Source organism: Lactococcus sp. S-13 (genome assembly GCF_004210295.1).
In the GTDB taxonomy this organism is placed as follows: domain Bacteria; phylum Bacillota; class Bacilli; order Lactobacillales; family Streptococcaceae; genus Lactococcus.
Window position 1 is genome coordinate 466,880 of record NZ_SDAK01000001.1, and the last position, 15,946, is coordinate 482,825.

At 38.8% G+C, this 15,946-nt stretch carries 13 protein-coding genes; all 13 read right to left on the bottom strand.

Going from position 1 to position 15,946, the window contains the following annotated elements; all coding sequences use genetic code 11:
* Positions 1-22: 22 nt before the first annotated feature.
* Positions 23-994: a gluconeogenesis factor YvcK family protein gene (locus EQJ87_RS02295; RefSeq protein ID WP_130123161.1), complete on the bottom strand. Its 972-nt coding sequence runs from the start codon at positions 992-994 to the stop codon at positions 23-25.
* Positions 991-1,878, bottom strand: coding sequence for an RNase adapter RapZ (gene rapZ / locus EQJ87_RS02300; RefSeq protein WP_130123162.1), 888 nt, complete (start codon positions 1,876-1,878; stop codon positions 991-993). Before rapZ ends, EQJ87_RS02295 begins: the two co-directional genes overlap by 4 nt.
* A gap of 92 nt (positions 1,879-1,970) precedes the next feature.
* A complete protein-coding gene (gene cls / locus EQJ87_RS02305; RefSeq protein ID WP_130123163.1) occupies positions 1,971-3,416 on the bottom strand; it encodes a cardiolipin synthase in 1,446 nt (481 codons plus the stop codon).
* A 217-nt stretch (positions 3,417-3,633) separates the two neighbouring features.
* Positions 3,634-4,311, bottom strand: a complete 678-nt coding sequence (locus EQJ87_RS02310; RefSeq protein WP_130123164.1) for a Crp/Fnr family transcriptional regulator — start codon at positions 4,309-4,311, stop codon at positions 3,634-3,636.
* On the bottom strand, positions 4,301-4,840 hold the full coding sequence (locus EQJ87_RS02315) for a DNA-binding protein (protein ID WP_130123165.1): 540 nt from the start codon (positions 4,838-4,840) through the stop codon (positions 4,301-4,303). Before EQJ87_RS02315 ends, EQJ87_RS02310 begins: the two co-directional genes overlap by 11 nt.
* Positions 4,841-4,856: 16 nt before the next feature.
* Entirely contained in the window at positions 4,857-5,084 is a 228-nt protein-coding gene (locus tag EQJ87_RS02320) for a heavy-metal-associated domain-containing protein (RefSeq protein WP_130123166.1), read from the bottom strand.
* Between the two features lie 70 nt (positions 5,085-5,154).
* Positions 5,155-7,008: a heavy metal translocating P-type ATPase gene (locus tag EQJ87_RS02325; protein WP_130123167.1), complete on the bottom strand. Its 1,854-nt coding sequence runs from the start codon at positions 7,006-7,008 to the stop codon at positions 5,155-5,157.
* Between the two features lie 125 nt (positions 7,009-7,133).
* The gene (locus EQJ87_RS02330) at positions 7,134-9,038 is read right to left on the bottom strand and encodes a PTS fructose transporter subunit IIABC (RefSeq protein WP_130124565.1); all 1,905 of its coding nucleotides are present in this window, start codon (positions 9,036-9,038) and stop codon (positions 7,134-7,136) included.
* Positions 9,038-9,955: a 1-phosphofructokinase gene (gene pfkB / locus EQJ87_RS02335; protein WP_130123168.1), complete on the bottom strand. Its 918-nt coding sequence runs from the start codon at positions 9,953-9,955 to the stop codon at positions 9,038-9,040. Before pfkB ends, EQJ87_RS02330 begins: the two co-directional genes overlap by 1 nt.
* A gap of 82 nt (positions 9,956-10,037) precedes the next feature.
* On the bottom strand, positions 10,038-10,739 hold the full coding sequence (locus EQJ87_RS02340) for a DeoR/GlpR family DNA-binding transcription regulator (RefSeq protein ID WP_130123169.1): 702 nt from the start codon (positions 10,737-10,739) through the stop codon (positions 10,038-10,040).
* A 128-nt stretch (positions 10,740-10,867) separates the two neighbouring features.
* The gene (locus EQJ87_RS02345; protein WP_130123170.1) at positions 10,868-12,007 is read right to left on the bottom strand and encodes an amidohydrolase; all 1,140 of its coding nucleotides are present in this window, start codon (positions 12,005-12,007) and stop codon (positions 10,868-10,870) included.
* A 55-nt stretch (positions 12,008-12,062) separates the two neighbouring features.
* Positions 12,063-13,907 carry a glycosyltransferase family protein gene (locus EQJ87_RS02350; protein ID WP_130123171.1) on the bottom strand — a complete coding sequence of 615 codons (1,845 nt, stop codon included), beginning with the start codon at positions 13,905-13,907 and terminating at the stop codon, positions 12,063-12,065.
* Between the two features lie 140 nt (positions 13,908-14,047).
* Positions 14,048-15,874, bottom strand: a complete 1,827-nt coding sequence (gene dnaK / locus EQJ87_RS02355; protein WP_130123172.1) for a molecular chaperone DnaK — start codon at positions 15,872-15,874, stop codon at positions 14,048-14,050.
* Positions 15,875-15,946: the final 72 nt, after the last annotated feature.

Here is a 15,946-nt window from a genome sequence, read left to right on the forward strand (position 1 = left end):
GCATTTTCTCTCATCATTTTCTTCATTTGCAGTGGGAAAATTCCACGATTTCACGTCCCACAGCCGTGCCATCATGAAAAGCACCCCCATCACGCAATTCCAAAAAATTATTAGAAATCACATTGACTCCTTCAGCTTTCAAAGCTGCAAAATCATGCTCAACCTGCACCAAATACTCATCAAATTTATTGGTATTCATGTATTCTTCAGGCACCTCTTGAATATTGACCAGCACTGTATCAATCACCTTTGTGCCAATATGTTCATGTAGCACTCGCACATGATCCGCATCTGAAAAATGCTCAGTTTCTCCGCGTTGCGTCATGATATTGCAGACATAAATAATCTTGGCTGATGTTTTCCACAAAGCTTCACAAATTTCAGGAATAACAATATTAGGCAAAATCGAAGTGAAAAGTGACCCTGGCCCCAGCACAATCGTATCCGCCTCCATAATTGATTTCACCACATTTCGAGAAGCAACCGGATCAGCACCCGTATCCGTTTGGGTCAAATAAACATGATCAATCAAGCCCTTGTAAGCCGCGATGTGACTCTCTCCAGCCACCTCATGCCCATCTTTAAAAACCGCGTGCAAAGTCAATGCCGCATCTGACGACGGATAAATTTTCCCATCCACATGAAAAAATTGCGCCAAAGTTTGAATCGCCCTATAAGTTGAGCCCTGCATCTCCGAAATGGCCGCAATAATCAAATTGCCCAGTGGGTGTCCCGCCAGCTCACCGTCCGTTTCATCAAAGCGATATTGTAAAATATCCGCATAAAATCGCGGCATATCAGACATCGCAATCAAGACATTACGCAAATCCCCCGGCGGAGCAATAGAAACCGCAGAGCGAATCCGTCCTGACGATCCCCCGTCATCAGCCACCGTCACAATGGCTGTCAAATCAACCTTTTCCTTGCGTAAAGCACGTAAAACGACAGGAATCCCTGTTCCTCCACCGATAACCACTACTTTTGGATTACTCATGAACGATTTACCGTTTCCTTTCTGCGCTCCTTATCTCGATGACTCGTATTCAAATGCCAATCCTTTTTCAAGGCCTTTGAGACACGCTCCGCAAAAGCGACCGAGCGATGTTGTCCACCCGTACAACCAAAAGCTACCGTCAGAACCGATTTTCCCTCTTTTTGATAAGCAGGCAAAATTGGCACTAGCATTTTCATCAGATTTTCGTAAAATGTTTCCGACTGTGGATGCTTCATCACATAATCATACACCGCTTGATCCGTTCCATTTTTATCCCGTAAATCCGCCACATAGTGAGGATTAGGCAAAAAGCGTACATCAAAAACTAAGTCAGCATCTAAAGGCAAGCCGTATTTAAAACCAAAAGACATGACTTCAATCCGAAAAGTAGACTCACTACTTGATGAAAATTTTTGCAAAATACGCGCGCGCAGATTTCGTGGTGTTAATTCACTCGTATCAATCACAACCTCTGCCAAATTTTTCAAATCAGCCAAGATTTCGCGTTCTTTGACAATCCCATCAAGCGTCCGCCCATCAATCGCTAGTGGATGACTCCGTCTTGTCTCCTTATACCGCGAAACCAACTCCCCATCATTCGCATCCAAGAAAAGCAACTTAAAATTCACATTGGGATAGTCGGTCAACTCCGTCACAATCCCATGCAACTGATCAAAGAAAGCACGCGAGCGCATATCAACAACCAATGCCACCTTGTCAATCTTATTATCGGGTTGATTCAGCAAATCAACAAACTTTTCAATCAAAGTTGGCGGCATATTGTCCACCGTAAAAAATCCCATATCCTCAAAAGATTGAATAGCTACCGTTTTACCTGCGCCAGACATCCCTGTGATAATCACAAGATTTAAATTATTCTCCATCCTACAAACTCCTATCTTTTTTCAATTTTCCTCGTCTCACTACCTATTTTACCAAAATAACCCCTGATTCTCCTAGTCGCAATCAAATAAGCCTAAAGCATTGGTGCAATCAAGCGTGCCAAGCCCTCTTTAAAACGAATCCATCTTTTGCGCTGATCATAGCGATCCAAAGTCAATGCTTTGCTCAATTTCAAATCCTTCATAAAGTCATTGCGAAGTTTTTGAGCAATATCATAATCATAAATAATCACATTTGCTTCAAAGCAAAGCTGTAAACTCCGATAATCTAAGTTGGCAGAACCGACCGAAGCATATTCTCCATCCACAATCAATGTCTTAGAATGTACAAAACCATTTTCATAAGTATAGACCTTTGCACCATACTTCACCAACTCCGCCGCATGAAAATAAGTCGCCCAATAAACCAACGGATGATCCGGCTTATTAGGAATGAGCATTTTGACCTGAACCCCTGACAAAAGCGCTAATTTAATGGACTCATGCAAGGCATCTGATGGAATATAGTAAGGCGTTTGAATAACAATCTCTCGCTCCGCCCCAGAAACCATCTTCATATAAGCCAGCTTAATCTGCTCCTTATCCTCATCTGGCCCCGAAGTGACTAACTGAGTCGCCGCCGTTCCTGCCGTGATTGAATCAGGAAAATAAGGCTCCCCTCTCGTGATTTCAAAACGGTGTTGACTATTCCAATCCAAAATAAACCGATGCTGTAAAGAATACACAATATCACCCGTTAAACGTAAATGATTATCTCGCCAATATCCAAATTTTTTCGTCACCGAAGCATATTCATCCCCAACATTAAATCCACCTGTATAGCCAATCACACCATCAATAACCACAATTTTACGGTGCAAGCGATAATTGGTACGAGGGTTAATCAGCGGTAAAATCAAAGGGAAAAATTGTGCCACATGACCACCCAAGTCCTCCAACTCTTTAAATTCTTTCATTTTCGTCTTATTAGAACCCCAAGCATCAATCAAAAGTTTCACTTCCACGCCCCGTTCACGCGCAGCAAGCAAAGCTTCATAAATTTCTTGGCCCAGATGATCCATCCGAAAAATATAATATTCCATATGCACATGATGTTTGGCCTGATTGATGTCCTCAATCAACGCATCAAACTTCTCACGTCCATCATTAAAAATCTTAATTCCCGTATTCGTTGAAATGATTGATTTTTCTTCAACATAAAGCATATTAATCAACTGACCAATCACATGATTCTTTCGCATTTTTTGAATAAAAATACCATCAGAAAACGCCTTTTGCGCGTGTTCCAACTGCTTTTCAAAACCAATCTGGAAACGTTTGCGATCTTTAAAAATACGATAATGTGAAATTCCTCGACCAATCAACAAATACAAGATAAAACCCAAAAATGGAATCACATTCACAACAAAAAGCCAAGACCAAGTCGCCGCCGTTGACTTTCTTTCTCTAAAAATAATCACAAAAGATAAACCCACATTGAGTAAAAAAAGCGCTAATTCCAAAAGTGCAATAACATCCATCACGTTCTCCCCTATTCCCCAGTCTATTTCCTATATTATAGCAAAAATTAGCCCCTTTTGTTGACAATCCTCTCACACACTTTCAAAAGTTTACAAAAAAATTAAATTCAAAAAACACATCATTTCTAGTTTCCAGCCTTATATTGACCTTTATTCAAAAAATACTGATTGTCTCAAACCATCAGTATTTTTTCTTAAACTAATGCGAGTAATTCACTCAAGCATAGTCCCCTTGCAGCCGTTCTGCATCTAAAATCTTGAACGATTTTCCATAATGCTCAACTAATCCTTCATCTTCAAATATTCGGAGTTTTCGACTGATTGTTTCAGGCGTTGTGCCAATAAAAGCAGCTAAATCCTTCAGAGACATTGGAATCTGTAGGTATGGTTCTTCAGAAACTTTCGCTAAATCCAAGAGATAATTAGCCAGACGCATCTCTATGGATTCCATCATTAGAAATTTTGCCTGTTGCTCAGTCTTGCTTTGTTTTATAGCATTCATTTCAAGAAGGCGCAAAGCTAGCTCAGGCCTGCTCAATAAAAGTTGTGTAAAGTCAGACTTTCTAACAAAACAAATCGTACTGTCAGACAGTGCTTCGCCAAACAAGTTGGCATTTACAGCACCAAATATCGCATTTTCTCCCTCATAGCCGCCAGACTCAACCACTCGTAGAAGCTGCTCTTTGCCCGTTGACGAAATTTGATAAATTTTCAAACTTCCTCGAGCCACAATGGTAAGAACCGGCTCTGCCTCTGGCTGAATGACCACTTCTCCTTTTTTAACCTTTTGATGTTGAACAATTTTCTCCACTTGCGCCAGTTCATCGGCTGTCAATTCTGAAAAAAGTGGCACCAGTGTAATGCAATGGTGGCTGCTTAGCTGCTTAGTCGTCATCTTCTTCCTCCATAAACTCCGCAACCGTTTTTCCAAGTTCGCCTGCAAAGTATCGAATGATAGCTAAATTATAGCCGTAAAGTTCCCGAATTACAACTTCTAAGGCATATTTTTCTTCTTTTTGTGCTAACTTAATTGCTCGCGTGATGAAGAGATTTTGACTTTGAAAATCTCTAATAAAACTTTCAAGAAGCGCTTCATCTGACCAATACTTTGCCTTTGGATCTGTTTCAATGAATTTATGATAAGTGACAAATTCATCAAGTGTTGTTGGAACTAGCTCATTCTCATTAAGTAGAGCATCAGAAATTTCATCAAACCAGCCGTCTTCTTTGAGTGCAATTTTACGAAATTCAGCACAGTAACTTGCTTTTTTAGCATATTGCCCAGCCTGTTTTAACCGTATTTTTTCATAAAAAATATTGGCTAGAACGTGTCCTAACATGGCCGCAGCTGTGGGTTTGTGATGATCTCTTTCTGATTTTTCAACTTCTAGTGCATATTTCTCATCAATACTTAATTCAACCATTTTTTTCACTTCTTTCTTAGTTATTATTAACTTTTGAGTTTTGTACAAAGTAGCCCAATTTTTCAACTTTACGCACCAACTCGTCAGCTGCTACAAGCTTCTCATCAAATTCAACTTTGACTTTTGAGGCGTTAAATAAGACTTTAGCTGAGCTTACTCCTTTTGTTGCAGTCATAGCTCCCTCAATTTTTGCCATGCAGGAGGGGCAACTCAAATCATCGAGTTTCATGGTTACTTTAGACATCTCAATTTCCTTCTTTCTTTTTCTCTATTTTTATTTTACAACTTTGGCCTTGACAAAAAATTGATTTGAATCAAGATTTTGCCTTATAAGAAATCAAACGCATCCCATTTAAAATAACCACTAAAATTGACGCTTCGTGAACAAACATTCCCGTTCCCATATTGACAAAACTTGGGACAAGTCCCGTCCCGCCTAAAATCAATCCCGTCAGAAGAAAAATGACGACTGCAATAGCCAGAGCAATATTTTGAGTCATATTTCGCACGGTACTTTTGGCCAGAGTATACGCATCAACAAGCTCATCAAAGCTCGATTTCATCAAAACAATATCAGATGTTTCAATTGCCACATCAGTACCTGAGCCCATTGCAATCCCAATATCGGCGAGAGCGATAGACGGACTGTCATTGATGCCGTCACCAACAAAGGCCAGCTTATGTCCCAATTTTTTGAGTTTTTCAACAATTTTTGCCTTGTCTTCTGGCAGTAGATTGGCATGGACTTCATCAATGCCGAGCTGACTAGCGACAGCTTTAGCACTCGCTTCATTATCCCCCGTCAGCATAATTGTTTTTTGCATTCCCTTACGTCGAAGTTGCGTCAGTGCCTCTTTTACCCCTGGACGAATTTCGTCAGCAATTCCGTAAATGATTTTCAGTTGACCTGCTTGAGCCACTAGCACCGTTGAACTTCCTTTTTCTTGCATTACTTTCAAAAGTGATTTTTGCGATTCCGTCAGTAAAATTTCTCGTTCCGTCAGTAATTTTTCATTGCCAATCAGGATTTCGTCAGCAATAATTCCTTGCCCTTTAATGACGTCAGTTTGACCCATTTCAACCCTTTCATCCCTCGCAATAAATTTGACAATAGCATGGGCCAATGGATGATTAGATTGCCCTTCCACTGTTGCTATTTTCGTCAGTAAATTCTCTGAGACTTCCCCGAACGTTTTAACCTCAACAACTTGCGTCGTCCCTTTTGTCAGTGTCCCCGTTTTGTCAAAAAGCAAGGTGTCCACCCGACTAAAAGTGTGTATGACCTCCCCACCCTTGATTAAAACCCCATTTTTTGCCCCATTACCAATCCCAGCAACATTAGATACTGGCGCGCCAATCACCAGTGCACCTGGGCAACCCAACACTAAAATCGTAATCGCAAGTGCCAAATTTTGACTCCATAACCAAACAACAATCGCAAGCAAAAGTACAGCTGGTGTATAAAATTTGGCAAAGCGATCAATAAATTTTTCGGCAGAAGATTTCATATCTTGTGCCTGCTCAACCAACTCAATAATTTTGCCAAAAATCGTATCTTCGCCAATTTTTTCTGCGATGACATAGATGCTCCCATTTGCCAAAAAACTCCCCGCAAAAACTTTATCCCCCGCACTTTTTCTGATTTCTCGCGCTTCCCCCGTGATTGAAGCTTCATTGACAAGCCCTGTCCCCTCATAAATTACACCATCAACTGGCACCTGACTTCCCGTTCTAACTAACAGTTGATTACCCACATTTACCTCATCAATAGTTACTTCCTTTCCGTCAGCAAAAAGGGCCGTTGCTGGCGCCATTTGCGTCAGCGTTTTGATAGAAGAACGTGTTTTTTCAAGTGTACGCTTTTCAAGGTAAGAACCAAAAGTAAATAAGAACGTCACAATTGCCGACTCTTCATATTCTCCTATAAAAATTGCCCCAAGCACCGCAATCGTCACTAACAAATCAATTGAAATTTGTTTATACCTCAACGCTTGATAAGCATGGATCGCGATCGGTACTCCCCCTAAAATGGACGCAAGCAACATCGAAATATTCCAAGCCCAATCATTTTTGAAACCATACTTTCCCACATAGCCAAGGACAATCATCAGCCCCGATAGTGCCATCAACCTGTTAGCATTTTTGTATAACCATTTTTGAAAAATCATCTCAAAACCTCCTCATTTTTATGCCCCTAGTATATCGAAAAATTTGAAAGAATAAATTGATTTCTGTCAATAAAACTGGCTAAAAACAAAAAAAGCGGTTTAAAACCGCTTTTTAGAACTTTGTTTCATTTTGCTTTTTTCAAAACTCCAAAGAGTACTCCTGAAATAACCGCCCCAATCAAGATGAAGACCAGATAGAGCAACGGATTATTTGTCAAAGCAAGTACGAAGACTCCTCCATGTGGTGCCATCAATTTGATATTGGCCATACCGGTCAAACCACCGGCTACTGCTGCACCAATCATAAACGATGGAATAGCGCGTGCTGGATCAGCTGCTCCGAATGGAATTGATCCCTCAGTAATGAACGAAAGCCCCATGACAATATTTGTCAGACCCGCATTACGTTCTTCTTTGGTAAATTTATTTTTGAACAACAGTACTGCAACAGTTGTTGCGAGCGGTGGAACCATCCCACCAGCCATGACAGCCGCCATTGTTACAGAACCACCAGTTGATACAGTAGCTGCTAATGTGCCTGTTGCAAAGATATAAGCAGCTTTATTGATTGGACCACCAAGGTCAATAGCCATCATTCCCCCGACAACTAAACCAAGAACCAAGGCAGATGCCCCAGATAAACTTGACAAGAAGTTAGAAAGTCCAGTGTTAATTGCAGCCATTGGAATATTGACAAAGAGCATGAGGAAACCTGTGATGAATGTCCCAACTAATGGATAAATCAAGATAGCTTTAATTCCATCAAGTGAACGAGGAAGTTTTGCAAAAGCTTTACGTAAAAGGATAATCACACCACCGGCAAGAAAACCACCCACTAGGGCTCCTAAGAAACCAGATGGGATCATTTTAGCAGGATCTAAATGGCCAAATGCAAGACCAGAAGATGCCATAGAACCAGCGACAAAGCCAGCAACCAAACCAGGTTTATCAGCAATGGAGTTTGCAATGAAACCAGCTAAAACAGGTAACATGAAGGCAAAAGCTGCACCACCGATATTTTTAAAGTAAGCAGCCAGAGGATGATAAACTCCTAGATTAGCTAATTGACTTTGAGGAACTCCCATTGCTTGGTCAATCAAGAAAGCAAGAGCAATAAGTATCCCACCACCAACAACGAATGGAAGCATTGCAGAAACCCCACCCATTAAGTGCTTATAGAATGCTTTTCCTAAACCACCAGATGATTCTTCTTTTACTTCGTCTGTTCCGTCTGCTTCATAGATTGGTACTTTACCTGAAAGTGCACGATTAATTAATTCTTCAGTATCTCGAATGGCATGAGCAACCGGAACTTGAACCATTTCTTTACCAGCAAAACGATTCATTTCAACTTTTTTATCTGCAGCCACGATAACCGCATCTGCTTTTTGAATATCAGCTGAAGTCAATTTGTTATCAATTCCACGCGCACCATTGGTTTCAACTTTGATGCCTACACCCATTTCAAGTGCTTTTTTCTTAAGCGCTTCTTCAGCCATATATGTATGAGCAATCCCCGTTGTACAAGCAGTTACAGCAACGATATAATGCTCAGCATTTTCCACTACTTTAACTTCTTCTTGTTTCTCAGAAAAGAGCTGAATGACTTCACGCGGGTATTCAACTTTTCTCAAACGATCTTGAAAACCGTCTTTAAGAAGATAAGTGGAAAGTTGTGCCAAAGCTTCTAAGTGAGTATCATTAGCGCCGTCTGGTGCTGCGATCATGAAGAAAAGATTGACAGGCTGTCCATCTAATGCGGCGTAATCAACACCAATTTTTGATTTTGCAAAAAGAACGACAGGTTCATTGACCGCTGTATTTTTACTGTGAGGCATTGCAATTCCATCACCAAGTCCAGTTGAAGTCTGTGCCTCACGTGCCATAATTCCTGCTTTAAAAGTTGCGAAATCATTAACATAACCTTCAGAAACTAATTTATTGACCATTTCATCAATAACGGCTTCTTTGCTAGTTGCTTGGAGGTCAAGAATCATAACCTCTGTTTTAAGTAAATCTTTTATTTCCATCATTTCACCTCTGAAATATTAACTTTTTTATAAATTTCTTCCAAAAATGCTCGGCTTGGCATATCATCTGAGAATGCCTTTGAAGTTCCACAAGCAATTGCTTGTCTAAATGCTAAGAGTGGATCTTTAGACTGGCTATATTCAGCTAAAAATCCTGCGACGGTCGAATCACCAGCACCAATAGAATTTTTTAACTCTCCTTTAATTCCTTGAGCAAAATAAACTTTCTCATTTGTAAAGAGGAGTGCTCCATCACCAGCCATTGATACGATAACATTTTGAGCACCCATTTCTAAAAGTTTTTGACCATAAGGAATGATTTGCTCATTATTTTTGAAGCTTGTTTCAAAGATTGCTTCTAGTTCTTCTCGGTTTGGTTTAATAAGGAGGGGATGAGCAGGAAGCGAATCAAGTAATTTTTGACCATCAACATCCATAACAAAAGTTGCTTTTTGCTTTTGGACTTTAGCAATCAAGCGTTCATAGAAATCTTCTCCAAGAGTTTTAGGGATTGTACCTGCAAAGACAACGATATCATCCTCTTTCAAATGATCAAATTTTTCAAGAAAATGATTGATTTCGCTTTCTTTCAGTTTTGGTCCAGCCGCATCAAGACTTGTTTCACTTTCCTGACTTTTCAGCTTGACATTAATTCTTGTTAAATCTTCTATTTCTGTAAAATCTGCATCAATCTGATTCTCATTTAAGAAATCTTTAATATATTGACCAGAAAATCCACCTACAAAGCCTAATGCTTTGCTTTTGGCACCTATAAGACTAAGCATGCGGCTTTCCATAATTCCTTTACCACCTGCTGAAATCTGTGTTTTTCCTGTTCGATTAACCTCACCAAGTGCTAACTCTTCATAATTCATGAAGTAGTCAAGTGCTGGGTTGAGTGTTACTGTATAAATCATAATTCTCCTTTATTTAAGACGTAGGTTTACAAATACTAACTTTAGTGAAAATTTTTTCACTCTATTCATTTAAAAACAAACTCTAATTATTCTCGGTAATTAATTCAACTTCTTCAGAATTAGCAAATTTCACAAAACTCATTTGTCCCAATTTTGAAGAATCAGCTAGAATGTAGGCGCTTTGACTTTGCTTGACTGCCAATCCTTTAATAGCCGCTTCTTCATGGTCTGGCGTCATCGCTCCATGTTGCTCATCAAAGCCGTTCGCTCCAACAAAGGCAACATTAAATTGGTAAGCAGAAAGCTGTTCTAAAGCCTGACTCCCAATGATTGCATCCGTTACTTTTTTAACTCGTCCCCCCAAAAGATAGACAATCAATCGATCATTTGTCAGCTTCGATAAATGTGTCACTGAGTTGGTAACAATTGTCAAATATAGTTCCGATTGATTAATAAGCTCTGCTAAAACTGCTGTCGTTGTTCCTGCATCCAAAAAGATAATATCTCCATCTTGAATCTTACTCAAAGCTTTTTGGGCGATTTTTTCTTTTTCTTGAATGTTTTTGAACGTTTTTTCAGAGATACTTAATTCTTCTGATAGGTCTTGTGTAAGTTCGGCACCTCCATGCACTCTTCTAAGACATTTTTCATTTTCTAATTCGTTTAAATCACGTCTAAGTGTTGATATAGAGCAATCCATGAGGGTAAGAAGTTCCTCTATTGTTGCTCTTCTATTTATTTTTAGATGATCAACAATCCGTTTCTTTCTTTCGTTTGCTAACATTTCCTTCTCCTGAATTCGTTTACAAAAATCATTATAACATCTTTATATTCCAAAATCAACCACTAACTTCCATTTTCTTTCAAAAAAGTTCAAAAAAAAAAAAAAAATAAAACTAACAAAGATTAGTCTTATTTAATATACTCAAGTAACTCTTGCACAGATTGCACGTAGTATTCAACAGCCACTCGTATTACCTCATCTCGAACCGTCATGTCAGCAAAATGAAGTCCTGACGCGCCCGATTTATTGGAACCAATAAAAGCAAAGATACTCGGTGCTTGTTTTTGATAATTAGCAAAATCTTCCCCAGCACTTGATGGTTCTGGATAGATGACTTGATCATGCCATTGCTCAGTTCGCTTTCTGATTAAATCTGTTAATTCAAAATCATTAAACGTGAGATTTGCTTCCATCAACCAATCAATTTCTACCTCAACATCATATGCTTTTGCGATAGAATCAATAATTTCACTAAATCTTCTTTTAGTTAAAGAACGCACTTCGTTATCAAAAGTTCTTATCGTCCCCTCCAAACAAGCATCATTTGGTAAGACATTCCAAGTCGTCCCCGCTTCAATATGGGTGATTGATACGACAGCAGATTTTAGAGGTGAAATATTTCTGGAAACAATTTGTTGAAGATTTTGGATAATCGCGGCACTAGCTAAAATAGGGTCCCGCCCTTCTTGAGGGTAAGCGGCATGACTCCCTTGACCTTTTATTAAAACTTTAAAACGTTCAACTGCTGCCATGACCCCTCCTTCTCGTAAACCGATTACTCCTGCGGGTAGAGTGGGCATATTATGATAGCCAACAAAGGCTTGGACATCTGAAACTAAGCCTGATCCTAGGATTTGTTTAGCACCTTCACCAATTTCTTCGGCAGGTTGAAATATGAGTTTTACTGTTCCCTTGAGTCTACTCTCTCCTTCTTTTAAGATTTTAGCTGCCCCTAAGAGGCTAGTCATATGTAAATCGTGACCACAAGCGTGCATGGCTCCTTTATTTTCAGATGAAAATTCTAGACCCGTCTCTTCTAAAATAGGCAGAGCATCAATGTCAGCTCTTAGAGCAATGACCGGTTCTCCTGAACCAATCTTAGCAATAAGCCCCGTTTTTAATTGGCTCTCCATTATTTCAATTTGCCAGTCGGATAATTTTTGACGGATAAAATTTGTCGTTTCTACCTCTTGTTCTGATATTTCTGGATGGGCATGGAGATAATGCCGAATTTCAACAAGTTCTTTATAAAAATTTTCTTCAATCATAGAAACAATTGTATCAAAAATAGCGAAGTTTTAGACTTCGCTATTTCTCTTTACTTCATTTAATTTTTAAATCAGAAAAGAATTTTTTGTAGATCCTTACTATTAGAGCAACAGCTATTATCACAAAAGTTAATAAAGAAACCACACTTCCCCAGATTGTTGCAGGACTCATTCCGAAGTAAGAATAAATTTTTCCTGAAAATTTACCTGGTACCTCTACCGCGAGAAGACCATTTGGTGACAGCTCTGTATTAAGTTGTACTTTTTTGTTAGAGGTTTTTATATATGCTTTAAACCCTTTATAGTAAATTTCTGGTAGCTCGACCTTTGCTTTCGACTCTGTGCTAACCTTAAGCGTTATATGTGACCCCTTTTTATGAAACTCGGATAGCGTTATTTTCGGAGAAAGAGCCTTTGGTTCCCCTCCTCGTTGGTTGAGATAATTTACTGCTTGATTGCGCATTCCATAAGCATTCTGATCCTTATAAAATTGCTGAATTGTTTTATCGTAGGACTGATAATGAGTTCCGATACTCTGAGGTAAATACTCCCCAATTGCAATAGAGTCTGGATTATCTTCGTATCTGAATCCAGAATTATTCAATGCTGTCTGAGCACCAGAGAAGAGTAAACCAGAGCCTTTTTTTACACGTTCGCTGAATTCATTGAAAAGAAAAAGAGAGCTCACACTTAACAGAATCACTGATAAAATTAGTACTGTTTTCTTAGGTACTACTTTTAATACTACCGGTAGGATGGTGCTCAATGCAAGTGCGCTAAAAATCCCAAACAATGTTGAAAATCGGGATGGACCTTGAATAAGTGCAAAAAACGAAAACAGTCTCCAAGGGAAGATGGGAACCTGCATAGCAACGATAGTCAAAGCAAAAAATGAGAATATCAAACTATACTGAGCTTGCTTTTTCTTAAAATTGATTAGAGAAGTGATAAAAGTAATCAAAACCAAACTTACAGAAACTAAAGAAGGAAAATTATAGTAAAGAAATTCCTTTTTAAACAAACTATTCCAATCACCAACAAAATAACCAATATTATTCCAGCCGAAAGCATGAGAAAAATCCCGATTAGATACATTATAAATTCCAGAAGTTAGATTCTCCAACATAGGGAAGAGGAAGAAAGCTGAAAGACCTATTGCAGCTATAACAGCTCCAAAACCAATTAAAGTGATTTTTAAATTTTCTCGAAGCTGATGTTTTCTTATTAACAAAAGTATGCTATATAAAAACACAAATGGAATTAAGCAAATTGTTGTCACCGTATGCGAGAGAGGTAATCCCGCTACACCAAAACTAATCATCGCAAAGGCAGTGAAATCTCTTTTTTCAAATAGTTTAGTAATTCCAAATAAGAGCAATAAGGCAAACAAAATTACCAGTGGTTGGCTCGGATTCGCATAATAATAATACAAGTTAATATAAGTGGAGTTTGAAAAAATAAAAATAAGAGCAGCTAAAAGACCATAAACTTTTGGATACTCAAAGTCTCGTAATATGAAATTTGTGAAATGATAAATCAAAATCCCTGATAAAAAAACAACTGAACTTGTAAATAAGGCAAAAGCGAGGGGCCAGCCTCGAACTAAAAATTTCAAAAAAGAAATCAAGTAAGTGGGTAAGGGCCCGTAAAATTCGTTCCAAGCATAACCAAAACCATTCAGTGCATGCGGATCAAACTGAGCAATAATCTGGCCATCTTTTAACGAGCTAAGAGTTGACATAACTCTAGCATAGTTAAAAGCAAAATCATTCCCCACATGAAAATTTCCACTATAGAATGGGAAAGTAACCCCAGCAGCAAGCAAAAATATAATAAAATAAAAAAATAGATTATTCTTCCAAAAATCAGATATTTCATTTTTAGTAGTTATAATGTCCATTATTAAATACTTCTCTTTCAATAAATATTAACTCAATGATTATTATAACATACATTCTGGGAGGTTTAGAATAAAAAAAGTACCAGCAATCTGCCAATACTTTTTTACACTTCTATTGAACCACTCATCCAAATGATTTATTATTTGCTTTCTTCGAAGTCGCCGTCAAAAGTATTGTCATCTTTTGGAGCACTTTCAGCACCTGCGCCAGCTTCACCGGCAGCGCCTTGTGCAGCATTGGCTTGTTCATATAGTTTCACCGCAAGGTTTTGAGCGATTTCAGAAAGGGCCTCTGATTTAGCTTTGATGTCGTCGATGTTATCACCTTCAAGCGCTTTTTTGAGTTCTTCTTTAGCGTCTTCGGCTTTTTTAACTTCAGCTTCGTCAACTTTTCCTTCAAGGTCTTTCAACGTTTTTTCAGTTTGGAAAACTAAAGCGTCAGCTTCGTTACGTGTATCTACTTCTTCTTTACGTTTTGCATCAGCGTCAGCATTTGCTTCAGCGTCTTTCATCATCTTATCAATTTCTTCATCAGAAAGACCTGAGTTTGATTTGATAACGATTGTTTGTTCTTTTTGTGTGCCAAGGTCTTTAGCTTTAACAGAAACAATACCATTTTTATCAATATCAAATGTTACTTCAATTTGTGGGATACCACGTGGTGCTGCAGGGATATCTGTCAATTGGAAACGTCCCAAAGTTTTGTTATCAGCAGCCATTGGACGTTCACCTTGAAGTACATGAATATCTACAGCAGGTTGATTGTCAGCAGCAGTTGAGAAGACTTGTGATTTAGAAGTTGGGATAGTTGTGTTACGGTCAATCAATTTAGTGAAGACACCACCCATTGTTTCAATACCAAGTGAAAGTGGAGTAACGTCAAGAAGAACAACATCTTTAACGTCACCAGTAATCACACCACCTTGAATTGCTGCACCCATAGCAACAACTTCATCAGGGTTTACTGATTTATTTGGTTCTTTGTTTGTTTCGTGACGAACAAGTTCAACAACAGCAGGGATACGAGTTGAACCACCAACCAAGAGAACTTCGTCAATATCAGAAGTTGACAAGCCAGCATCAGAAAGGGCTTGGCGAACTGGTTGACGTGTAGCTTCAACAAGGTCATGTGTCAATTCATCAAATTTAGCACGAGTCAAAGCCATTTCCAAGTGAAGAGGTCCAGCAGCACCGGCTGTGATGAACGGCAAGCTGATTTGAGTAGTTGTTACACCTGAAAGGTCTTTTTTCGCTTTTTCAGCTGCATCTTTCAAGCGTTGCAAAGCCATTTTATCTTGGGCAAGGTCAATTCCGTTTTCTTTCTTGAATTCGGCAACCATCCAGTCAATGATTTTTTGGTCAAAGTCGTCACCACCAAGTTTGTTGTTACCAGCAGTTGCAAGGACATCAAAGACACCGTCGCCAAGTTCAAGAATTGAAACGTCGAATGTACCACCACCAAGGTCAAATACAAGAATCTTTTCATCTTTATCTGTTTTATCAAGACCATAAGCAAGAGCTGCTGCTGTTGGTTCGTTAACGATACGTTCTACTTCAAGACCAGCAATTTTACCAGCATCTTTAGTGGCTTGACGTTGAGCGTCATTGAAGTAGGCAGGAACAGTAATAACTGCTTTTTCTACTTTTTCTCCAAGATAGCTTTCGGCTGTAGCTTTCAAGTTTTGCAAAATCATAGCTGAGATTTCTTGTGGAGTGTATTCTTTGCCGTTAGCAGAAACTTTTTCAGAAGTACCCATTTTTGATTTGATAGAAATGATTGTTTCTGGGTTAGTCACTGCTTGACGTTTTGCAGCATCACCAACGATGATTTCACCATTTTTGAAGGCTACGACTGAAGGTGTTGTACGATTTCCTTCTGGATTTGGAATAATTTTTGATTCAGTTCCTTCAAGAACTGCGACTGCTGAGTTTGTTGTACCAAGGTCAATACCGATGATTTTAGACATAGTTATAATCTCCTTAATTTCATTTACTTATGAGTAGTTTACCGACTTTTCGGTCGATTTTTTATTTTATAT

Bases quoted from the DNA above. Each gene is read 5' to 3' on its own strand.
- EQJ87_RS02315 (WP_130123165.1), bottom strand. From the start codon at position 4,840: ATGGTTGAATTAAGTATTGATGAGAAATATGCACTAGAAGTTGAAAAA.
- cls (WP_130123163.1), bottom strand. From the start codon at position 3,416: ATGGATGTTATTGCACTTTTGGAATTAGCGCTTTTTTTACTCAATGTG.
- EQJ87_RS02320 (WP_130123166.1), bottom strand. From the start codon at position 5,084: ATGTCTAAAGTAACCATGAAACTCGATGATTTGAGTTGCCCCTCCTGC.
- pfkB (WP_130123168.1), bottom strand. From the start codon at position 9,955: ATGATTTATACAGTAACACTCAACCCAGCACTTGACTACTTCATGAAT.
- EQJ87_RS02310 (WP_130123164.1), bottom strand. From the start codon at position 4,311: ATGACGACTAAGCAGCTAAGCAGCCACCATTGCATTACACTGGTGCCA.
- EQJ87_RS02350 (WP_130123171.1), bottom strand. From the start codon at position 13,907: ATGGACATTATAACTACTAAAAATGAAATATCTGATTTTTGGAAGAAT.
- EQJ87_RS02340 (WP_130123169.1), bottom strand. From the start codon at position 10,739: ATGTTAGCAAACGAAAGAAAGAAACGGATTGTTGATCATCTAAAAATA.
- EQJ87_RS02325 (WP_130123167.1), bottom strand. From the start codon at position 7,008: ATGATTTTTCAAAAATGGTTATACAAAAATGCTAACAGGTTGATGGCA.
- rapZ (WP_130123162.1), bottom strand. From the start codon at position 1,878: ATGGAGAATAATTTAAATCTTGTGATTATCACAGGGATGTCTGGCGCA.
- EQJ87_RS02330 (WP_130124565.1), bottom strand. From the start codon at position 9,038: ATGGAAATAAAAGATTTACTTAAAACAGAGGTTATGATTCTTGACCTC.
- EQJ87_RS02345 (WP_130123170.1), bottom strand. From the start codon at position 12,007: ATGATTGAAGAAAATTTTTATAAAGAACTTGTTGAAATTCGGCATTAT.
- dnaK (WP_130123172.1), bottom strand. From the start codon at position 15,874: ATGTCTAAAATCATCGGTATTGACCTTGGTACAACAAACTCAGCAGTC.
- EQJ87_RS02295 (WP_130123161.1), bottom strand. From the start codon at position 994: ATGAGTAATCCAAAAGTAGTGGTTATCGGTGGAGGAACAGGGATTCCT.